Source organism: Pseudomonas sp. gcc21, assembly GCF_012844345.1.
Lineage (GTDB): Bacteria > Pseudomonadota > Gammaproteobacteria > Pseudomonadales > Pseudomonadaceae > Halopseudomonas.
On record NZ_CP051625.1, the window covers coordinates 2,621,885 to 2,643,067 of the forward strand.

The window sequence follows — 21,183 nt, forward strand, 5'->3', positions numbered from 1 at the left end:
GAACGACCACTGAGATGCCGCATTCTGAGTACCGGTGATCCCTGGGAACCGGCAAGCGCCCACTCGATATGGAACTTGTCGCCACTAACGCAGGGCGGATAGCCGCGGTCTACTCATGCTGCCTATGCGAAAGCTCGTCGCCATTCAATATATTTTACGAAGCCACCATAGAGCCGGTTTATTTCGCTCGACGAGGCTTCTTTGTTTGCTATTTTTTACATAGACTCGATCCAGGCACACCACAAACCGGCCCGCGCCAGGAGCCCATAATGAATAGCATGCCGCCCCGCTTCGACATCCACCAGGACCTCAGCCTAGACCCGTACTGGATGCCTTTTACTGCCAATCGCCAGTTCAAATCACGACCGCGCCTGCTGGAAAGCGCGAAGGACATGTTTTATACCGATGTTCAGGGGCGTGAAGTGCTGGACGGCACCGCCGGGCTCTGGTGCTGCAATGCCGGACATGGCCGTCAAGAGATAACCGAGGCGGTCAGCAAGCAGATCGGCAAGCTGGATTATGCGCCCTCCTTCCAGATGGGCCATCCGCTGGCCTTTGAGTTGGCGGAACGCCTGGCGGACATTGCGCCAGCCGGACTGAATCGCGTGTTCTTCACCAACTCAGGTTCGGAATCGGTGGATACCGCACTGAAAATCGCCCTTGCCTATCAGCGTGGCCGTGGTCAGGCCAATCGAACCCGTCTGATTGGCCGTGAGCTGGGGTATCACGGGGTGGGCTTCGGCGGCATTTCCGTCGGCGGCCTGGTCAACAATCGCCGGGCATTCGGGAGCCTGCTGCCCGGCGTGGACCATTTGCCGCACACTCTGGATATCGAGCGCAACGCCTTCACCCGCGGTTTACCCAAACACGGGGTGGAGCTGGCAGACGACCTGGAACGGATCATTGCCCTGCACGGCAGTGAGAACATCGCAGCGGTCATTGTCGAGCCCATGGCCGGTTCCGCCGGCGTGGTGCTTCCGCCACAGGGTTATCTCAAGCGCTTGCGCGAGATCACCAGCAAACACGACATCCTGCTGATCTTCGACGAAGTCATCACCGGTTTCGGCCGCCTTGGCGACGCCTTCGCCGCGCAGCGTTGGGAGGTAACCCCGGACATCATCACCACCGCCAAGGGTTTGACCAACGGCGCGATTCCCATGGGCGCCGTGTTTGTCAGCGAGCAGATCCAGGACGCTTTCATGCAGGGGCCGGAGAATGTGATCGAGCTGTTCCACGGCTACACCTATTCCGGTCACCCCGTTGCCGCCGCTGCAGCCATGGCGACACTGGATATCTATGCCAACGATGGGTTGCTGACCCGCGCGCAACAGCTGGAAATCTACTGGCAAGAGTCGCTGCACAGCCTGAAGGATTTGCACAATGTGATTGATATCCGCAACGCCGGCCTGGTAGGCGCGATACATCTGGCGGCGCGCGAAGGTGCTCCCGGTGCCCGCGGTTATGAAGTGTTTGAAGAATGCTTCTGGGAAGGCCTGATGGTACGTTGCACCGGCGATATCATCGCTCTTTCGCCGCCGTTGATCATCGAAAAGCCGCATATCGATCGCATCATCGAGACGCTGGAAAAAGTGCTCCGCCGTACGCCATAAGCGCCTCCTCCAGCGGAACCGAGTCATTCCAGACTCTCCACCGTACGATCCGTCGCACATCGCTCGAACAAGCTCTCGGTCAATTCCCCCTTTGAAAAACGGGGCTAGGGGGATTCGGGGTTAAACCGGCCCCGGATGCGAACCCGTCCGCAACAATCCCTGCTACAGATTGCCTCTACTCAGATAACCGGCGAACCTGATAATGAACAATCGTTCATTGCAGGGTTCTGCTGTCTCTGCGTGAGGGTTTCGCTGCGCTGGATTCGAGCGCGCCGGGACCGAAATCCGCCGGGGCGCCTTTAGATGATCGTCTCGCTCTGGCCCTAGATCCGGAGAACAAACATCGTGAAGATCCGCTTGTTAATGTCTGCTGTCTGCTTAATGTCGCCTGTGGCAATGGCTTTCAATCCACCCACACCGGGTCCCGGGCCGACAGATCCGCCGCCGGATGGCCCGGTAGCCTGCACTGACAAGGAGCTGCGCCCCGGCGAAACTACCCGCACCATCAATGTCGGTGGCCAACGTCGCGAATATGTACTCTACGTGCCAGCGTCCTATAACAACGCCAGTGAAACGCCCCTGATGCTGGATTTTCATGCGCTGATGACCAGCGCTGATTACCAGATCAGCAACTCCGGTACGCGGGAAGTCGCCGACGAGGAAGGCTTCATCGTTGCGTATCCGCAGGGCATCAATAACGCCTGGAACCTGGGCCCCTGCTGCACTGAATCGCGCGCCGTGGATGATGTCGGCTTTGCCCGCGCCGTGGTCGAAGAAGTATCAGCCGAGGCCTGCGTCGACGAGAAACGCATTTACGCCACCGGCTATTCCAACGGCGGCGGCATGGCCTATAGCCTGGCATGCCGGGCGGCAGACATTTTCGCAGCGGTTGCACCCGCGGCATTTGACATGCTCGAGGAAACCACCTGCGAGCCATCACGTCCGGTATCGGTGTTCGCAGCGCGCGGCACCCGCGACTCCATCGTGCCGTTTGAGGGAGGTGAATCCACTCCGCCGACCCGCTACCGTCTGGATCCCATCACCTTCCTCGGCGCAGAAGGCAGCCTGGAAAAATGGGCGGACATCAACAACTGCAGCGGCACGGCTACCGACATAGGCAATAACTGCAAAGGCTATAGCAACTGTGACGGCGACACCGAGGCAGTGTTGTGTACCGCAAACAGGGGCGGCCACAAAGCCTGGGATGCCGAGGCCAGCTGGAATTTTCTCAAGAATCACACCCTGCCCTGAGATACTTCTGCACTCCGCGGCCGCAACGGCCAACAGGTGCGCAGCCGCCAGCTTGCTGGCGGTTGCGCACGCGCGCCGGATACCCGCTCGGCGTAGCCTCGGGCATGTTTCTTACCGATACAGCATGGTCTAAACGTGACTGACGGGTTACATTCCTCGTCAACCAATGCATTCAAGACCATAATTTTCCCTGGATTTGTTAAGGAAGCTCCGAGAATCAGCCACGCGCCGGCCTGACGGAACGCACTCAAACCGCACCGCAACCCCGTTCTGTGAGTAATGGCGGGGTCATAACAGTGGTATGAACCGCCTTTTCCGTCGAGTCCCTTGGCTTTCAGAGCTTCCTCAGGATTAATGGCCAGACCGGGATACTTGCCCGGCGACCATCGAGTTCAGCCTGTTCGTCACGCGTGGCGGGCGCGCGCCGGGGTACAGTGAGGAGTCCTGCGAGATGTCGCGTTTACCAGTCATTGTCGGGTTCGGCGGATACAACGCCGCTGGCCGTAGCTCATTCCACCATGGCTTTCGCCGCACCATCATTGAATCTCTGAGCCCGGACGAACGGCAGCAGACGCTGGCCGGACTGGCCGTGCTCATGAAACTGGTGCGCGTAGAGGACGATGAATATCTCGACGATGAAGAGCAGCCGCTCAGCCTGGCGGATATCGAGGAGCGCTTTGGTCAACAGATACTCGACAGCACCCTCGTACGCCGGGTAGAAAAACGTCACCTGGATGTAGACGCCGCGCACTGGCACAAGAACCTGACAGTCACCGGCGAAGCCGGCAAACCCTTCTCGTTCATTACCCTGGCAAAACAGTTGCCCGAACCGCTGCCATCGGACTGGGTGGTCGAGCCCCTGAATGCGGCCGAAGTGATGGTCACCATGTATGACGGTTGCGACATCAAGGTCGACAGTTACCGCCCGCTGGCGGTCAAGTCCGCTGGCCAGCTACCCAGCGGCTTCGAGCCCGGCGAGCAATATGCATCGCGCTTCCACCCGCGCGGCCTGCAGATGACTATCGTCGCCGCCACCGATGCGCTGCGTTCCAGCGGTATAGCCTGGAATGACATTACCCAGCGTATCCAGCCCGATGAAGTCGCCGTGTTCGCCAGCAGCATCATGAGCCAGCTGGATGAATTCAGCTTCGGCGGCATGATGCAGTCCCGGCTCAAGGGAAACAGGGTCAGCGCCAAGCAACTCGCGCTGGGCCTGAACAGCATGCCGGCGGACTTTATCAACGCCTACATCCTTGGCAGCGTCGGGACTACCGGCGCGATAACCGGTGCCTGCGCCAGCTTCCTGTACAACCTGCAGAAAGCCACCGAGATGATCACCAGCGGTCGCGCCCGGGTCGCCCTGGTCGGCAGCAGCGAAGCGCCGATCACTCAGGAATGTATTGAAGGTTACGGCGCGATGGGCGCGCTGGGTACCGAGGAAGGGCTGCGTAACATCGAGGGCAAACCCGATGTCGATTTCCGACGCGCGAGCCGGCCCTTCGGTCAGAACTGCGGTTTCACCCTTGCAGAATCCAGCCAGTTCTTCCTGTTGATGGATGATGAACTGGCGATGGAGCTGGGCGCCGATATCCACGGTTCAGTTCCTGATGTGTTTGTCAGCGCCGACGGCTACAAGAAATCGATTTCAGCGCCGGGGCCAGGCAACTACCTGACCATGGCCAAGTGTGTGCACAGCGCCATGCAGATCCTCGGCGAAGACAGGGTGCGTCGGCGCAGCTTCGTGCATGCGCACGGATCCAGCACGCCGGCCAACCGGGTAACCGAGTCAGAACTGCTGGACCGTGTTGCCGATGCCTTTGGCATTGCCGACTGGCCGGTGGCGGCGGTCAAGGCGTTCGTCGGGCACTCACTGGCCAGCGCCAGCGGTGATCAGCTGGCTTCGGCGCTGGGCACGTTCAAATACCAAATCATTCCCGGCATCAAGACCATCGATGAAGTGGCGGACGACGTCCACCAACAGCATCTGCGCATCAGCACCCGTGACGTAAACCGCGCGCAGGATCCGCTCGAGGTGTGCTTTATCAACTCCAAGGGCTTCGGCGGCAATAACGCCAGCGCGGTGGTGTTGGCTCCCCAGGTAGTCGAGAGGATGCTTCGCAAGCGTCACGGCGAAGAGCGTTTCGCCGAATATGCTGACCGGCGCGAAGCAGTCCGGGCTTCGGCACTGGCTTACGAGCAGCGTGCCCTGAAAGGCCAACTGGAGGTTATCTACAACTTTGGGCAGGACATGATCGACGACCGGCAGATAGAGATGTCGACAGAACAGATGATAGTGCCGGGTTTTGACCAGCCCCTTATATTCCGCAAGGATGACCGCTTCAGCGACATGCTCGATTAAGCGCTTGGGAAGCCGGACCATTGAGCCGGCTTCGCCCCGCATCAGCCTCGCCATATCGGGCGATTCGTAATCGTCACCGCACCTTTGCTCTGAGTTGTAGTCCATAACTTGGAACCGCTGGAACCTGTGAAAAGATAAAACGCGACAGTCAGGTGGTAGCAAGCTGAAATAGCGACTCGCAGCATGACCGCGCCGATCATTTTCACGGTTCCTTGAGCATTCAGGTCAAAGGAGCACACTTATGTCATTCAGCAAGCAAGTATCAGCTGCCCGCAAAGAAGCCGAAAAAGAAGCGCACCACCTGGGTGCGGTTGCACGCCGCTTTTATAAGGACACCGCCAAGGAATCCAGCCACGGCTTCAGACAGCTGCAGAAACGTGCACGCCATGGCATGCACGACATGCATCTCGGCGGTCACAACCACCGCGCCTCCCATTCACTTCAGCAAGCCGGGCAGATGGTCAAGCAACATCCCGTCGTGACGCTGGCGATTGCTGCCGGTGCCTTCGCTCTGGTCGCCTATTTCCTGACCAAGCCACGCAGCCAGACTACCCATCAGGCCGGCACTGACAGCAGCCAGACACCGCTGTAAGCACTATCGCGGCGCCGCTGGCTTTCAGCGGCGTCACGCCCGCCACCTGTTCCTTGATGCGGCTGCCCTATACACCGTACAGTTCAGCTATCTGTCTCAACTGAACCGAGGTCAGCATGTCCCCCTTCAGCTTCGCTACTACCGCACAAATACTCTGCGAACCCGGCTCCGCCTTGCGTCTGGCCGAGCTTTGCCAAGAGCGTGACGCTCACCGCGTGCTGATAGTGACCGACCCCGGCATCATTCAGTTAGGTTTGTTGAACGATCTTCTTCCCGGCTTTGCAGACGCCGGCATTCAGTACCAGATATTCGATGCGGTAGAGGCCGATCCGCCGGAAGCGGTTGTGCTGGCTGCGGTTGAACAAGGGCGTGCCATGCAGGCCGAGCTGGTGATCGGCTTCGGTGGCGGCAGTTCGATGGATGTAGCCAAGCTGGTCGCGCTGCTGGCGCACCCCGAGTGCTCACAACAGCTGCCCGACATTTACGGTGTAGGCAATGCCCGCGGACGCCGCCTGCCGCTGATTCAGGTGCCCACCACAGCGGGAACCGGTTCGGAAGTTACCCAGATTGCGATCATCACCACCGGTGAAACCACCAAAATGGGCGTGGTTTCGCCATTGTTGCTACCTGATCTGGCCGTACTCGATGCCGATCTCACGCTGGGCCTTCCGCCCTCGGTCACCGCAGCCACCGGCATCGATGCCATGGTGCATGCGATCGAGGCCTACACCAGCAAGGTCAAAAAGAATCCGCTGTCCGATATGCTGGCCCGCGAAGCGCTGCGCCTGCTCTCAGCCAACCTGAGCGAGGCGGTGCATAACGGACAGAACCGCGAAGCGCGTCAGGCCATGCTCCTCGGCGCCCTGCTGGCCGGTCAGGCGTTTGCCAACGCCCCGGTTGCGGCCGTGCATGCGCTGGCTTATCCCCTGGGTGGGCATTTCCATATTCCGCACGGCCTGTCGAACGCCCTGGTATTACCTGCAGTTATTGAATACAACGCTTCGCATGCTGCGCCGCTGTACGCAGAACTGGCACCGATCATCCTTGGCAATGACCTGCAACCCGGCGACGATGCCAGCCTGACCGCACAACTCGTCGCGGCACTATCCAGACTTAGCCCGGACAATGGTTTGCCAAGCCGCTTGCGCGATGCCGGTGTACCCGAAGACAGCCTGCCCATGCTTGCTCGCGATGCAATGCTGCAGCAACGTCTACTGATCAACAATCCCCGCGAGTTGACCGAAGCGGACGCCCTGGCCATTTACCGGAAAGCCTACTGATTTAAGACTTTCGGACTGCGAGTCGTTTCGCGGTCCGCTTTCAGGACAATTCATGAGCGAAACCACCACCGCGTCACGCAGCGATTACCCTTATCTGCACCCCATCACCACCCGCTGGCACGACAACGATGTGTACGGACACATCAACAACGTCACCTACTATGCTTTTTTCGACAGCGCTGTGAACACCTGGTTGATTGAACAGGGTGGGCTGGATATTCACAACGGAGAACAGGTGGCCTTTGTGGTCAGCTCCGCCTGTGATTACTTCAAGCCTGTGGCCTTTCCAGAGCGTATCGAAGTGGGTGTGCGCGTCGCCAAGCTGGGAAACAGCTCGGTGCATTACGAACTGGCGGTATTCAAAACAGGGGAAGCGGAGCCTTGCGCCGCCGGGCGTTTCGTACATGTATTCGTCGAGCGCGCCAGCAACCGCGCTTGCCCCATTCCTGCGGGACCACGCGCGGCTCTGGAACAACTACTGGTATGACTCAGCCCAACACCTCAGGCAATTGCCCGGGCGTAAACAACTCGATCCAATAGCCATCCGGGTCCTTGATGAAAGCGATGCGCTTCATCTTGCCGTCGTTCGGGCGCTTAACGAATTCCACTCCGAGGGACTCGAAACGCTCGCACGCGGCGTCGAGATCGGGCACGGCGAATCCGATATGACCGAAGCCCTGGGGCTTGTCATTGCCGTTGTGATAGGCGAAATCCGGGTCAGTCTCGGTGCCCCAGTTGTGCGTCAACTCAAGCATGGCCGGGCGTCCGAAGGTCTGCACCAGTCGCACATCAGATTCCTGCGACCAGTAGCCGAGATCCTGTTCATCGATTGCGGCAAGGAAATACAGGCTGAAGCGCATCTCTTCGAAATCCAGCCGTTTGACCAGCGTCATACCCATGATACGGGTGTAGAAATCCAGCGAAGCAGCCGGATCCTTGATACGCAGCATGGTCTGATTGAGTACGAAGCCCTCGGTTGCAGCGTCGCGGTTCTCACACAGACCTTCAGCGCTTTCGAAATGGCGTGACATGACAGCGGCTCCTCATTGAATAGCTTTCTCGGAGCCTATCATCTCAGAGTCAGTTGGCGCCTCGCCACGTGACGAGGCACCAACCTGGCAATCAGCGGAAAGGCCGCTCCTGCCACCAGGGGAAGAAGTCCGGACGGTCCTGACTGGGGCGCAGGGTGAAGCGCGCCGGGCGTTTTTCCAGGAAGGATTGCACTCCCTCCTTCGCATCGGCGGATTCGCCCATGAACGCAATCGCGCGGGAATCGACGATATGCGCTTCCATCGGATGATCGGCGCCGAGCATGCGCCAGAGCATCTGACGATTGAGCAATGTGGACATCGGTGAAGTGTTGTCGGCAATCTCGCGGGCCAGCTTCATGGCTGCGGGCAACAGTTCTTCAGGCTCGTGCAGACTGCGAACCAGGCCGCCGCGCAGCGCCTCTTCAGCATCGAAAACGCGGCCGGTATAGACCCACTCTGCCGCTTGTTGCACGCCGACCAGACGCGGCAGGAACCAGCTTGAACAGGCCTCCATGGTGATGCCACGGCGGGCAAAAACGAAGCCGAACCGTGCCTTGGTCGAAGCCATACGGATATCCATGGGCAGGGTCATGGTGGCGCCTACGCCCACGGCCGCGCCATTGAACGCGCCGATTACCGGCTTGGTGCATTCGAAAATACGCAGGGATACAGTGCCACCGCCGTCACGCAGATCGGCGTTGCTGCGTTTGTGACGGTTGAAGGTGTCGCCGCCGCTTTCAAGGTCCGCACCGGCGCAGAAGGCCTTGCCCGCGCCGGTCATGATGATGACGCGCACATTGTCGTCCGCATCGGCGGCATCGAAGGCTTCGAGCAACTCACGACGCATATCGGCATTGAAGGCGTTCATGCGGTCGGGTCGATTGAGGGTCAGAATGAGGATGCCATCCTCGACCTGATAATCCAGCGTTGAATAGCTCACTGCGGCACTCCTGCGAATATGGGAAGGCCAAACAGTGTAAGAGTCCGACTCGGCGCAGGCTACGACACTTGGCATTGCCAATGCACAGCCATAGGCAACGCCGATCGAACCAGCGCTGGCGGCTATTCCACCCGCTCGAACTTGAGGTCCCAAACGCCATGACCGAGGCGCTCGCCGCGACGCTCGAACTTGGTTATCGGGCGCTCCCCGGGACGCGGTACATAGGCGCCGTCTTCGGCCAGATTGCGGTATCCCGGGGCGGCGCTCATCACCTCGAGCATATGCTCGGCGTAGGCTTCCCAATCGGTAGCCATGTGGAATACGCCGCCCGGCTTGAGCTTGAGCCGGAGCTTTTCGGCGAACGCCAGCTGCACGATACGGCGCTTGTTGTGCTTCTTCTTGTGCCAGGGGTCCGGGAAAAACAGCAGCACACGGTCCAGGCTGGCGTCAGGAATGGTCTTGTCGAGCACTTCAATAGCATCGCAATCAAATACGCGAAGGTTGCTCAGCCCTGCATTGAGCACGCCATTGAGCAGTGAGCCGACGCCGGGACGATGCACTTCCACGCCGATGAAATCCTGTTCCGGTGCGGCGGCAGCCATTTCCAGCAAGGACTGCCCCATACCGAAGCCGATTTCCAGCGTACGCGGCGCCTGACGACCAAACAGCGCATCCAGGTCGAGCAGGCCACTTTCCAGCTCAAGCCCGAACTTGGGCCAGCCGACTTCTATGCCGCGTTTCTGGGCGTCGGTCATACGTCCCGCACGCATGACAAAGCTGCGGATAGCCCTGCGCGGATGTTCGCCCTTAGTGTCGTTCTCGGGCAGGTCAGTCGGGGTCTGGCTGTCAGTCATGTCTGGAACTCAAAAGAAATCAGAAAAAAGTGCCGGCCAGCGGCGAAGAAGCCGACGCATACAGTTTGCGCTCCATGCGTCCAGCCAGATAGGCACCGCGTCCGGCCAGGACCGCATGTTTCATGGCCTCAGCCATCAACACCGGTTGCTGCGCATGGGCGATAGCCGTATTCATCAACACGCCCGCGCAGCCCAGCTCCATGGCAATCGCCGCATCCGAGGCGGTGCCCACGCCCGCATCCACCAGCACCGGCACGGTAGCTTCTTCGAGGATGATGCGCAGGTTGTAGGGGTTGCAGATACCCAGACCCGAGCCGATCAGACCGGCCAGCGGCATAACCGCGACGCAGCCGATTTCAGCCAGCTGACGGGCGATGATCGGGTCATCGCTGGTATAGACCATGACATCAAAGCCTTCCTTGACCAGCGTTTCGGCCGCCTTGATGGTCTCGATAACATTGGGGAAGAGAGTCTTCTGGTCCGCCAGCACTTCAAGCTTGACCAGCTTGTGACCGTCCAGCAGCTCACGCGCCAGACGGCAGGTGCGCACTGCGTCTTCAGCGGTGAAGCAGCCGGCAGTGTTAGGCAGTATGGTGAAACGATCCGGTGGCAGAACATCCAGCAAATTGGGTTCGCCCGGGTTCTGGCCGATGTTGGTCCGGCGTATGGCCACGGTGACGATCTCGGCGCCGGAGGCTTCGATGGCATCGCGGGTTTCGTCCATGTCCTTGTACTTCCCGGTGCCTACCAGCAAGCGGGAACGGTAACGCACGCCGGCAATTTCCAGCGCGTCCTGAGTCAGGTCAGTCATGAGAGCTCCGATTTGGGGGATAAGGCCGGCCGAAGAAACGGCAGCAACCCTAGCCGCCACCTATGGCGTGAACAATTTCTACCCGGTCACCGTCGGCGAGTCGGGTCTCGGCGTGCTGGCTGCGCGGCACTATATCCAGATTCAGCTCTACGGCCAGGCGCTTGCCGCTCAAACCCAGTTGCTCGACCAGTTCAGCCAGCGTAATCGGGTTCTCCAGAGCGTAGGCTTCGCCATTTAGTTGGATCTGCATGGGATACTCGAACGTAGTCAGGAAAGCATCAATGATAGCCTGCTTTGTCCACCGCTGGCCACGCCACGCGCGTTACAGCGTGCGCCAGACACCGGCTCCGAGGCACAGCCAGGCGAGGAGAAACAGGACGCCACCAATGGGGGTGATGATGCCCAGCTTGCCCAGCCCGGTGAACGCCATGGCATACAGGCTGCCACTGAACAGCAGGATACCGAGCGCGAACAGCGCACCGGACGTCTTGAACAGCGCCACATCCGGCCAGCGCAGCAATAGAAGCGCAATGCCGAACAGGGCAGCGGTATGCCACAACTGATATTGCACCCCGGTCTGAAAGGCATTTAGCAGATTGTCTGGCAGCTTCCCGCGTAAACCGTGTGCGGCAAAGGCGCCCAGCGCTACGCCGGAGAAGCCGCTGATGGACGCCAGCAAAAGCAATAACTTGGCCATGGTTAAATCCCCCGGTCTATACTGCGGGCCAACTCTGACACCGATTCGCCCATGTTGAAAAAACTGTTACGCACCTCAGCTCGCTGGCTGCTGTACCTGATGGTGCTGAGCCTGATCCCGGTCATTCTGCTGCGCTGGATCCCCTCCCCCGGCTCGACGCTGATGGTAGAGCGCTGGGTCGAGTTTCGCCAGCAGGGAAGTGACGTCGACATCCGACATCAGTGGGTACCCTACGAAAACATTTCCGACAGCATCAAGATGGCGGTCATCGCTGGCGAAGACCAGCGTTTCGCCCAGCACCACGGCTTCGACCTCAAGGCCATTCGTGCGGCGATGGAGCATAACCTGGAGGGCGGCAGCCTGCGCGGCGCCAGCACTATCAGCCAGCAAGTCGCGAAGAACCAGTTTCTCTGGTCAGGACGCAGCTGGATCCGCAAGGGCCTGGAAGTCTGGTTCACGGCATGGATAGAAATCCTGTGGCCGAAACAGCGGATTCTGGAAATCTATCTGAACGTGGCGGAATGGGATAACGGCGTGTTCGGTATCGATGCTGCAGCCAGACACCATTTCAACGTCAGTGCCGGCACCCTGTCTGATCGCCAGGCCGCACAACTGGCCGCCGTATTGCCGAGTCCGATCCGCTGGAGCGCGGCCCGACCCTCGGATTACGTGCAACGCCGCGCCAGCTGGATCCAGCGCCAGGCTCGCCAGCTCGGTGGAAGGCACTATCTGGATCAGATGGAAGCGAGCCGGACACCGCCCGACTGGTTGAGCATTGACTACTGGCGGGAACGGGTTTCGCTGAAGTGAGCAAAAGGCCTGCCGGGCGCCGAGCACCAGGCAGGCTTGAGGTCACACAGTGCGGGAGAATTTGCCCTTCTGCTCGTCGCCAAGGTAGGCATCAAAGGTCATGGCGACGCTGCGCATCAGCAGATGACCCTGCGGCAGCAGAACCAGCACATCATCATGCAGCTCCACCAGACCGTCGCGTTCATGCTCGCGCAGCAGGGCCAGCGCGTCGGAAAAGTACTCTGCAAAATTGATCTGATAGCGCTGCTCAAACTTTGCAAAATCCACCCGACCGTGACACATCAGGTCGGTAATCACATCGCGGCGCAGACGGTCGTCTTCGCTGAGCTTGTAACCGCGCTGCACCGGCAGCATACCCTCATCCATGCGTGCGTAATAACGCGACAGCTCTTTCACGTTCTGGCTATAACTATCCCCCACCTTGCCGATCGACGACACACCGATGCCGATCAGGTCGCAGTCGGCATGGGTCGAGTAGCCCTGAAAGTTGCGCTGCAGCGTGCCATTTGCCTGCGCGCGGCTCAGCTCATCCTCTGGCAGGGCGAAATGATCCATGCCGATATAGACGTAGCCGGCATCGGTAAGGCGGCGAATGGTCAGCTCGAGCAGCTCGAGTTTGCGCTCGGGCGGCGGCATGTCTTCCATGCGAATCAGGCCCTGTGCCTTCACCTGCTCGGGCAAATGCGCATAGCTGTAGGCGGCGATGCGGTCGGGACGCAGATCGATGATCTTGTCCAGCGTGGCATCGAAGCTGGCAACCGTCTGCAGCGGGAGACCGTAGATCAGATCAACACTCACTGATTTGAAGCCTGCCTCGCGCGCAGCCATGACCAGATCACGGGTCTGCTGCTCGCTCTGGATCCGATTGACCGCCGCCTGCACCTTCTCGTCAAAATCCTGCACACCGAAGCTCAGTCGGTTGAAGCCCAGTTCGCGCAGCGTATGGATCTGCACCGGCGCGACAGTCCGCGGATCGACCTCGAGGGAAAATTCATGCGCATCGCTGTCATCCATATTGAAGGCGTTGCGCAGCGTCTGCATCAGGTCAGCCAGCTGCTCGCTGGTGAAATAGGTTGGCGTACCGCCGCCCAGATGCAACTGGGTCAGGCGACGTGAGGAATCGAACAGGCTCGCCTGTTCGGCAATTTCACGCTTGAGGTATTCCAGATACTCGACGGCGCGCTCGGTCTTGTGGGTGATGATCTTGTTGCAGGCGCAGTAATAGCAGAGGCTTTTGCAAAACGGGATGTGTATGTACACCGACAGCGGCTTGGGCGAAGCCACTTCGTTACTGGCCTTGGCCGCCGCCCGATAGTCATCCATGGCAAAGGCTTTGTGAAACTGCGGCGCAGTGGGATAGGACGTGTAACGCGGTCCGGGCCGGTCGTACTTCTCGATCAGATCACGATTGAAACTCAGCCGTTGGTCCATATCTACTCCACAACTTTAAGCGCCTGCCGCGGCTTCGATTTTGCCGGCAACAGACAGAACGAATAATGATCAGAAATCGCGCCTACCGGCACAATACGCAGTTCGAGGTATGGCCGCCGACAGCGCTATTCGTAGTCGTCGCTGGGGCCAAACATGATTGAATGAGCCTGGTCTTCACTCACAGCAACCACCGCACCCTGTTCAGGATAGACCCAGGCCTGCCTGCCTTCACCCACATCCATGCGCATGGCCGGATTGCCCAGCGAGCCCTGGAAGCTCACGACATCCACCGGCTTCTCGGGAATCAGGCTGATACGCCTTACCAGGCGCCCCGCCAATGCGGCGGCCACACCGGGCGATATCGCCTGCTCCGGCGAGTCTGTTGTCCAGGCCTGAGCACGTACCAGGCTCTCGGTCTGTGCCACATCCAGGTCAATCACTGCCTGCACGCGCCAGTCCAAGCCGTCACTTTCGAGCGGATAACGACTGACCAGCAAGGGTTGATTTTCAGCATTGACCAGCCACAGGCTACCTGTTCCAAGCGCTGCATCGACACCCGCCAGCGTTAGCGTCTGTTGCTGTAAGGGTTGCCACAGGGCGTCCTGGTACTCACCGTGCCACTGCATCTCGCCAGGTGCGTTTTGCTCAGCCATCCAGTTACCCAGGGCGAAAAACCCCAGCACCACGACAACCAGAATGGTCAGGGTGCGAACGCCCATTTGCAGGGACATGCCGTTACTCCATCAAGAATGCGGATTCGGCATCATTATGCAGCCCGGCCCTCCTCGTTGAAAGGCTGAGCGGGGCTGGCTCGATTGCAACAGCCATGCGACTTCAGGTCAGCCAGGGCCTATTTTCACCGATGTGGTGCTGTGTGCAATTGAGCCAGATCAAGACTTGCAAAATGGGCCAGAGCTTTGACGCACTCTGGCCCATTCGGCTAACCGGCGAGCCCCACGGCGGCCGCCTGCTCCGCAGGTCGATATTCCCTGGCCGCACGCGCGAGGAACCTCTGGTTGATCAGGCTGCGCGGCTTCAGCGCCAGACGTTCATTGGCAAGCGAGCGACCCAGACTGTGCAGGCCGCCACGCAACGCCGCCTCGGCCAGCGTCAGATCGATAGTGTCGCGCTGAGCGTGACTGCCCCCGAACGCATTTGCGATGAAGCGCGCCGGGTGCAGGCGCTCCGCGGCCAGGGTGTAGGAGCCCCGCCAGAAGGCGACAAAGCCTTCTACCAGTGGCAAGCCTACCTCGCCCGCCCATCGGGCAGTTTCCGAATTACCGGCGCACCGGCTCCTCAGGTTTGCCAGCAGTTGCTGCAGGGCCGCGTCCCTGCCTGCGCCGAGGAACGCCATGGCTGCGTGCCAGTCGTTGAAGGGGTAATCGCTTTCTTCGACGTGAATGGCCCAGTTATCCGCCACCGCTTGCCAGCGATGGCCGACTTGCACCCCAGCCAGATGCAGACGCCAGAGCAGCGCAGAGGCATCGACCAGCTCCAGCGCAATCGAACTCGGCGCGCCCCAGACGGCCTGGTCATACAGCGCCAATGCCTGCTCATTTTCACCGAGCTCCAGATGGCATAGCGCGCGGTGCCACCAGTTATGTACCTTGAATATATTATCGTCGCCCGCCCAGTGAGGCTCGCGCGAGACCATCCAGTCGATGCCCTCCTCGGCACGACCCTGCATTTCCATTACGTGGGCCACAGCATGGTGCGCCCAGCAATCCAGCGGCTGCAGGGATACCGCACGGCGCCCGGCGTCTTCGGCCCTGGCATAATCGCCGGTTTCTTCCAACCCGAAGGCATGCATTCCAAGCACCACAGCGTAACCCGGTGTGTCGGTGGACCATTGCGGCAATACCCGCGCAATGCGATCGCGCAGGTTACGGCTGTTAGCCCGGTAAAAATCGACCAGGTGCCCTGCCTGCACGCCAATCATATCTCTGGGATGCGCCGCATTGTGCAGGTCCAGCTGTAGCCCTGCTCGGGTCCAGTTGCCCTTCAGAATGTATTCCAGCGCGGCGACATGGGATTGTTCCCGCTCGGCCAATTGCCCGGACTTGAGCTCTTTCACCAGCGCGGCAGCTTGCCGGCTTGCTTCGGGCTCCGTCGCCAGCGCAAACACATAGGCTTTGAAGATTTGCGTCATGGCGCAGTCAGGCGCTGCGTCAATCGCCTGATCAATCAGCGCCACCGGATCGCCGCGATACAAATTGAAGGCCTCGACCGCTTGATCATACAACTCCGCAGCCACCGGGTTCGTGCCGCTCAATGCTTCGCCTTGTCTATCAGTAATCATTATTCTTTCTCCGTTAAATCATCCGAACTGCCCGCTCCGCGCGCTACCGCTACCATCGGCGCTGTGGATTGCTGCTAAGCTTATTCAGCCGGGCCACGGCAAAGAATGCGCAAAACACCGGATCTTATGACCGATCCGCCGACCTGGAGATAAGGAGGTGGGTGATTCATCGCTGCTCGGATCGTTACACCTGAGCGGGAGCATCTTCCTGGATGCCGAGTTCAGCGCACCCTGGTGCATCAAAGCCCAGGTCACGCCGGATGATTGCGGCCCTTTCACGCCGCCCCCACGCCATCTCATCGCCTACCACTACCTGCTTGCCGGTCACTGCTTCGTGAGTGTCGAAGGCATGCCTTCGTTCCAGGCCTATGGCGGGGACATCGTGGTACTGCCGCGCAACGACCCGCATATCCTGAGCAGTGCATCGGAGCTGGCCCCGGTTTGCCCAGAACAATTTCTGCAACCGGCCGCTGACGGTGGTCTGACTCGCCTCGTTTATGGCGCGGGGGGGCGACCGGACGTCACTGCTTTGCGGCTTTCTCGGACATAACATGAAGCGCAGCCCGATCATTGCCCTGCTACCCCGCGCATTGAAGTTGAGCGTTCAGGAAGACAGCCCGGCCGGCTGGATCAGGAATCTGTTTCAATTTGCCGCCCATGAACTGGCGACAGGGCGACGGCAATCCCCAGCCATGCTGGCGAAGATTGCTGAACTCATGCTTACCGAAACCGTTCAGCAATACGCGGCAGCACAATCAGATCAGTCAGAAGCCTGGATTGCCGGACTGCGTGACCCGCTGGTGGCGCGCGCCCTGGAACTGCTGCACGGTCAACTGGCCCGCCATTGGACGACGGACCAACTGGCAAGGGAAGTCGGCCTATCCCGTTCCGCCTTTGCAGACCATTTTGTCCGCACCCTCGGTGAAGCGCCCATGGGCTATTTGCTACGCCATCGGCTGGAACAGGCCGCAGCGCGCTTATTGGAGAGTTCAGATTGTATTGCGCAGATAGCTTTTGATATCGGCTATGAATCGGAAGGGGCCTTCAGCCGTGCCTTCCGGCGTGAGTATGGTCTACCGCCAGCTACCTGGCGGCGCAGCAAGCGACACTGATTAGCGCAGCGGAAACAAAAAAGGGCACCCGAAGGTACCCTTTTTAGCGGTCGAACAGCGTCACGCCGCGTCTTCGATCGCCAGATTCTTCTTCAACTTGTTCATCGCGTTCTTTTCCAGCTGCCGGATGCGTTCAGCCGAGACCTGGTACTTGGCCGCCAACTCATGCAGCGTGGCTTTCTCTTCGGCCAGCCAGCGCTGGTAGAGAATATCCCGGCTACGCTCGTCGAGCTGCTCAAGCCCCTGCTGCAACTGGTTGACAGAGCTGTCTGTCCAGTCCGCCGACTCCAGCTGGGTTGCGGGATCATAGCGCTTGTCTTCCAGGTAATGGACTGGCGCATAGGCTGCGTCGTCATCCTCATCCTGCGCGCCGTCAAAACCGAGATCCTGACCATACAGCCGGCTCTCCATCTCGCGCACTTCGCGGGTTGCGACGCCGAGATCTTCGGCAACGGCGCTGACTTCGTCGTGGGAAAGCCAGGCAAGCTTCTTCTTGGCGCTGCGCAGGTTGAAGAACAGTTTGCGTTGGGCCTTGGTAGTCGCGACCTTGACGATGCGCCAGTTGCGCAGAATGAATTCGTGAATCTCTGCACGAATCCAGTGGACCGCGAAGGACACCAGACGCACACCCATCTCCGGGTTGAATCGCTTGACGGCCTTCATCAGGCCGACATTACCTTCCTGAACCAGGTCGGCTTGAGCCAGACCATAGCCGGAATAGCTGCGGGCGATATGCACAACGAAACGCAGGTGCGACATCACCAGCTGACGGGCCGCTTCGAGATCTTCGTGGTAGTACAGACGATCTGCCAGCTCGCGCTCTTCCTCAACACTGAGTATCGGAATGCTGCTTACGGTCTGGACATACGCCTCTAGGTTCGCACCGGGAACAAGGTTATGTACGGGCTGCAAAGCAGTGCTCATGTTTGAACTCCGAAAAATTGACGGCTCAGTGTATCACCGCTGGATGAGACTGTGAACGCCTGACGAAGTTCATCAAAGCAAGACTAATTCTTTATAAAACAGTATGTTACATCCATGTAACATTTTCATTGCGGTTCAATGTCACGGATATGACGACCCACTGCCAGCCATGCGCCGAGCAAGCCGAGCAGCACAGCGCCAGCGACCAGCAGCAGGCCGTCCCCCGCCGGCATCGGCAATAACTCGAAACCGCTCTGATACAGCGCCGCCACCTGACGCACCGTCGTGTTCAGCCAGGCGATACCGCCGGCAAGCAACAGCCAGGCCAGTATCCCCGCGACCAGCCCGTAAACCATACCGATATACAGAAACGGCCGACGCACGAAGGCATCGGTGCCACCGACCAGTTTGATGACCTGGATCTCTTCACGGCGGCTTTCGATTGCCAGCCGAATGGTGGTAGTCATTACCAATAGCAGAGCGAAGATCAACAGCACCGCCAGGCCACCAGTGAAGCGTTCAAGCATGGCTAGAATCGAGGTCAGGCGCTCAACCCAGAGCAGATCGATCTGCACCAGCTCGACCCCGGACATACCGGCAATGCGATCCCTTAACGGCTGCAGCGCCGAGGCGCCGCCTTCGATGCTTGCCGGCGTGACCAGAATCACCGAAGGCAAGGGATTGTAGGACAGCTGCTCCAGCGCATCACCCATGCCGGAGTGCTGCTGGAACTCGGCAAGAGCCAGGGCCTTGTCCAGCAACTGAACCTCGTCCACCTCATCCAGCGCAGCAATGCTGTCGCGTAATTGCTCGGCGGCACTGCCGTTCATTTCATCCTGTAGATAGACAGATAACTGCGCCGCACGTTGCCAGTCGACGCCCAGGCGCTCGATCTGACCAATCAACACAGCGAGCCCGGTAGGCAATGCCAGCACAATGGTCATCACCAGGATGGTCATGGCACTGCTCAGCGGATGCCTGCGCAAGCGCTGCAGCGCCTGAGATGCGCTGTCACGATGACTGCCCAGCCAGCTGCGCAGCGGATGTTTCCAGTTGCGCTGCGAGCGGGCCGCGCCTTTCGGCGTATTGCTGCGTTTGACCTCGGGCGTTTCAGCAGGCTGACGCGTGCGCGGCCCCGGGTTTCGCTTGTTTTCGGCCATGCCTACTCCCCGTCCTTGACCAGGCGACCTTCGCGCAAGGTAAGCATGCGATGATCCAGCCGCGCAATCAGCGGCAGATCGTGACTGGCGATCAGAACTGTCACGCCGACACGGTTGAAGTCCTCGAACAGCGTCATGATTTCCGCCGATAACGCCGGGTCAAGGTTACCCGTGGGCTCATCGGCCAGTAGCAGGGCGGGCTTGTGAACCACCGCCCGGGCAATACCGACTCGCTGCTGTTCACCACCGGACAGGGAGATGGGATACAGATTTTCCTTTTTCAGCAGATCGACCTTATCCAGCGCGGCGCGTACGCGTCGGCCGATTTCATCCCGCGGCGTGCCGTTGATGATCAAGGGCAATGCGACGTTATCGAATACGGTGCGATCAAACAGCAGCTGATGGTTCTGGAATACCACGCCCACCTGACGGCGGAGATAGGGAATATCGTCGCTGCCGAGCTCGTGCAGATCCTGCCCGCCGATATGCACCCGACCGGCGCTTGGCCGCTCCATGCACATGATCAACTTGAGCAGCGTGCTTTTGCCCGCACCCGAGTGGCCGGTAATGAATACCATCTCACCGGTCCGGATATGAAAGTCGAGGTTATCGAGCCCCTGGTGGCCGTTAGGGTAGCGCTTGCTGACCTGATCGAAGCGAATCATGGTTTACTCGCGCCCGAACAGCGCCTTGACGAACTCCGGCGCAGTAAAGGGACGCAGATCATCAATCTTCTCGCCGACACCGATGAACCGGATGGGCAGCCCGAACTGCTTGGCCAGCGCGAAAATTACCCCGCCCTTGGCGGTACCATCGAGCTTGGTCAAGGCCAGACCCGTGAGCCCAACCGCCTGATCAAACAGCTTGGTCTGGGAGATGGCGTTCTGACCGGTGCCCGCGTCGAGCACTAGCAGCACTTCATGCGGTGCCTCGTCGTCCAGCTTGGCCAGTACCCGCTTGACCTTTTTCAGCTCATCCATGAGGTGGTCCTTGTTATGCAAACGCCCGGCGGTGTCGGCGATCAGTACATCCGCACCCCGCGCCTTGGCGGCCTGCAACGCATCAAAGATCACCGAAGCCGAATCAGCGCCGGTATGCTGCGCGACGACCGGTATATGGTTGCGCTCGCCCCAGACCTGCAACTGCTCCACCGCTGCCGCACGGAAGGTATCGCCAGCAGCCAGCATCACCTGCTTACCCTCGCCCTGCAGTCGTTTGGCCAACTTGCCGATGGTCGTGGTCTTGCCGACGCCATTGACGCCCACGACCAGGATCACGAACGGCTTCTTCTCGGCGGGAATGACCAAGGGTCTGGCCACATTGCCCAGCAGGCTTTCCAGCTCGCCCTGCAAGGCACCGTATAACGCCTTGCGGTTATTTACCTGGCGCCGGCTGACGCGCTGCTGCAACGACTCCATGATCAGCGTGGTGGCTTCGATACCGACATCGGCCATCAGCAGACGGGTTTCCATGTCCTCCATCAGCTCATCGTCGATTTCCTTCTCGCCGAGGAACATGTTGGCCATGCCCTCGCCAAGATTGGCACTGGTCTTCGACAACCCTGCCTTCATCCGGGCGAAGAAGCCCTTGGGTTCGGCTGCCGGCTTCTCCGGTTCGGGCTCCTTCTCGGGCTGTTCCGATACCTGGCCAAGGCCACCGAACAGCTCGGCCGCTACTTCCCGGGCGGCCTGATCCTGGCTGGAGACAACAGGGGTCGAACCAGCCGCATCCGGCTCGGCGGGCACCGGGGGGGGCGTATCGCGCGCGACGGGTTGTTCGGCAGGCCGCTCAGCCGGTGTTTCAACCGGCTCGACCACCGGCTCACTGGCAGCAGGTGGAGCCGGTTCGCTCTTGCGCCGAGCCCAGCCGAACAGGCCTCTTTTCTCGGGCTTGGACGCCTCGTTCTCTGAACGCTTGGAGTCCGGCTTATCTGACTTGTCTTTTGAACCAAACATTTACGATCACTATCAGAGTCTGGCGACGCGGTTTGGCCGCCACGTTGTAGGTTGGGTTATCCTACCC

At 59.8% G+C, this 21,183-nt stretch carries 22 protein-coding genes; 9 read left to right on the forward strand and 13 right to left on the reverse strand.

The window, feature by feature from the left end:
• Positions 1–269 precede the first annotated feature (269 nt).
• The 6 genes from HG264_RS12020 to HG264_RS12045 all read left to right on the forward strand — a co-directional run bounded on the left by HG264_RS12020 (position 270) and on the right by HG264_RS12045 (position 7,579).
• Positions 270–1,610 carry an aspartate aminotransferase family protein gene (locus HG264_RS12020; RefSeq protein ID WP_169407905.1) on the forward strand — a complete coding sequence of 447 codons (1,341 nt, stop codon included), beginning with the start codon at positions 270–272 and terminating at the stop codon, positions 1,608–1,610.
• 381 nt (positions 1,611–1,991) lie between these two features.
• Positions 1,992–2,861: a PHB depolymerase family esterase gene (locus HG264_RS12025; protein ID WP_169407906.1), complete on the forward strand. Its 870-nt coding sequence runs from the start codon at positions 1,992–1,994 to the stop codon at positions 2,859–2,861.
• Between the two features lie 451 nt (positions 2,862–3,312).
• Positions 3,313–5,220: a beta-ketoacyl synthase gene (locus tag HG264_RS12030; RefSeq protein ID WP_169407907.1), complete on the forward strand. Its 1,908-nt coding sequence runs from the start codon at positions 3,313–3,315 to the stop codon at positions 5,218–5,220.
• Between the two features lie 241 nt (positions 5,221–5,461).
• Positions 5,462–5,812 carry a hypothetical protein gene (locus HG264_RS12035; protein ID WP_169407908.1) on the forward strand — a complete coding sequence of 117 codons (351 nt, stop codon included), beginning with the start codon at positions 5,462–5,464 and terminating at the stop codon, positions 5,810–5,812.
• 116 nt (positions 5,813–5,928) lie between these two features.
• On the forward strand, positions 5,929–7,092 hold the full coding sequence (locus HG264_RS12040; RefSeq protein ID WP_169407909.1) for an iron-containing alcohol dehydrogenase: 1,164 nt from the start codon (positions 5,929–5,931) through the stop codon (positions 7,090–7,092).
• Between the two features lie 52 nt (positions 7,093–7,144).
• Positions 7,145–7,579 (forward strand): thioesterase family protein, encoded by a 435-nt coding sequence (locus HG264_RS12045; protein WP_169407910.1) that lies wholly within the window; start codon positions 7,145–7,147, stop codon positions 7,577–7,579.
• A 1-nt stretch (position 7,580) separates the two neighbouring features.
• On the opposite strand, the gene gloA is transcribed toward HG264_RS12045, so the two are convergent.
• The 6 genes from gloA to HG264_RS12075 all read right to left on the reverse strand — a co-directional run bounded on the left by gloA (position 7,581) and on the right by HG264_RS12075 (position 11,425).
• On the reverse strand, positions 7,581–8,123 hold the full coding sequence (gene gloA, locus HG264_RS12050) for a lactoylglutathione lyase (protein WP_169407911.1): 543 nt from the start codon (positions 8,121–8,123) through the stop codon (positions 7,581–7,583).
• 91 nt (positions 8,124–8,214) lie between these two features.
• Positions 8,215–9,063 carry a crotonase/enoyl-CoA hydratase family protein gene (locus HG264_RS12055; protein WP_218572988.1) on the reverse strand — a complete coding sequence of 283 codons (849 nt, stop codon included), beginning with the start codon at positions 9,061–9,063 and terminating at the stop codon, positions 8,215–8,217.
• Between the two features lie 122 nt (positions 9,064–9,185).
• Positions 9,186–9,833 carry a tRNA (guanosine(46)-N7)-methyltransferase TrmB gene (gene trmB / locus HG264_RS12060; RefSeq protein WP_256663859.1) on the reverse strand — a complete coding sequence of 216 codons (648 nt, stop codon included), beginning with the start codon at positions 9,831–9,833 and terminating at the stop codon, positions 9,186–9,188.
• A 103-nt stretch (positions 9,834–9,936) separates the two neighbouring features.
• Positions 9,937–10,728, reverse strand: a complete 792-nt coding sequence (locus tag HG264_RS12065; RefSeq protein ID WP_169407914.1) for a thiazole synthase — start codon at positions 10,726–10,728, stop codon at positions 9,937–9,939.
• Between the two features lie 49 nt (positions 10,729–10,777).
• On the reverse strand, positions 10,778–10,978 hold the full coding sequence (gene thiS, locus HG264_RS12070) for a sulfur carrier protein ThiS (protein WP_169407915.1): 201 nt from the start codon (positions 10,976–10,978) through the stop codon (positions 10,778–10,780).
• Positions 10,979–11,050: 72 nt separating this feature from the next.
• On the reverse strand, positions 11,051–11,425 hold the full coding sequence (locus HG264_RS12075) for a DUF423 domain-containing protein (protein WP_169407916.1): 375 nt from the start codon (positions 11,423–11,425) through the stop codon (positions 11,051–11,053).
• Between the two features lie 51 nt (positions 11,426–11,476).
• Between HG264_RS12075 and mtgA the strand changes: the two genes are divergently transcribed.
• Positions 11,477–12,235: a monofunctional biosynthetic peptidoglycan transglycosylase gene (mtgA, locus tag HG264_RS12080; RefSeq protein WP_169407917.1), complete on the forward strand. Its 759-nt coding sequence runs from the start codon at positions 11,477–11,479 to the stop codon at positions 12,233–12,235.
• 42 nt (positions 12,236–12,277) lie between these two features.
• On the opposite strand, the gene hemN is transcribed toward mtgA, so the two are convergent.
• From hemN to HG264_RS12095, 3 genes are all read right to left on the reverse strand, one after another.
• Complete coding sequence (hemN, locus tag HG264_RS12085; protein ID WP_169407918.1) at positions 12,278–13,666, reverse strand: oxygen-independent coproporphyrinogen III oxidase; 1,389 nt, start codon at positions 13,664–13,666, stop codon at positions 12,278–12,280.
• A gap of 125 nt (positions 13,667–13,791) precedes the next feature.
• On the reverse strand, positions 13,792–14,397 hold the full coding sequence (locus HG264_RS12090) for a hypothetical protein (protein ID WP_169407919.1): 606 nt from the start codon (positions 14,395–14,397) through the stop codon (positions 13,792–13,794).
• A 209-nt stretch (positions 14,398–14,606) separates the two neighbouring features.
• The gene (locus HG264_RS12095; RefSeq protein ID WP_169407920.1) at positions 14,607–15,965 is read right to left on the reverse strand and encodes a tetratricopeptide repeat protein; all 1,359 of its coding nucleotides are present in this window, start codon (positions 15,963–15,965) and stop codon (positions 14,607–14,609) included.
• A gap of 157 nt (positions 15,966–16,122) precedes the next feature.
• Here HG264_RS12095 and HG264_RS18495 point away from each other — a divergent pair, with 157 nt between their 5' ends.
• Entirely contained in the window at positions 16,123–16,515 is a 393-nt protein-coding gene (locus HG264_RS18495; protein ID WP_218572989.1) for a cupin domain-containing protein, read from the forward strand.
• Between the two features lies 1 nt (position 16,516).
• On the forward strand, positions 16,517–17,077 hold the full coding sequence (locus HG264_RS18500) for an AraC family transcriptional regulator (protein ID WP_256663667.1): 561 nt from the start codon (positions 16,517–16,519) through the stop codon (positions 17,075–17,077).
• A gap of 60 nt (positions 17,078–17,137) precedes the next feature.
• Here HG264_RS18500 and rpoH read toward each other — a convergent pair whose 3' ends face one another.
• The 4 genes from rpoH to ftsY all read right to left on the reverse strand — a co-directional run bounded on the left by rpoH (position 17,138) and on the right by ftsY (position 21,116).
• A complete protein-coding gene (rpoH, locus tag HG264_RS12105; protein ID WP_169407921.1) occupies positions 17,138–18,001 on the reverse strand; it encodes an RNA polymerase sigma factor RpoH in 864 nt (287 codons plus the stop codon).
• Between the two features lie 125 nt (positions 18,002–18,126).
• On the reverse strand, positions 18,127–19,161 hold the full coding sequence (ftsX, locus tag HG264_RS12110) for a permease-like cell division protein FtsX (protein WP_169407922.1): 1,035 nt from the start codon (positions 19,159–19,161) through the stop codon (positions 18,127–18,129).
• 2 nt (positions 19,162–19,163) lie between these two features.
• The gene (gene ftsE, locus HG264_RS12115) at positions 19,164–19,826 is read right to left on the reverse strand and encodes a cell division ATP-binding protein FtsE (protein ID WP_169407923.1); all 663 of its coding nucleotides are present in this window, start codon (positions 19,824–19,826) and stop codon (positions 19,164–19,166) included.
• Positions 19,827–19,829: 3 nt separating this feature from the next.
• Complete coding sequence (gene ftsY, locus HG264_RS12120) at positions 19,830–21,116, reverse strand: signal recognition particle-docking protein FtsY (protein ID WP_169407924.1); 1,287 nt, start codon at positions 21,114–21,116, stop codon at positions 19,830–19,832.
• Positions 21,117–21,183 lie beyond the last annotated feature (67 nt).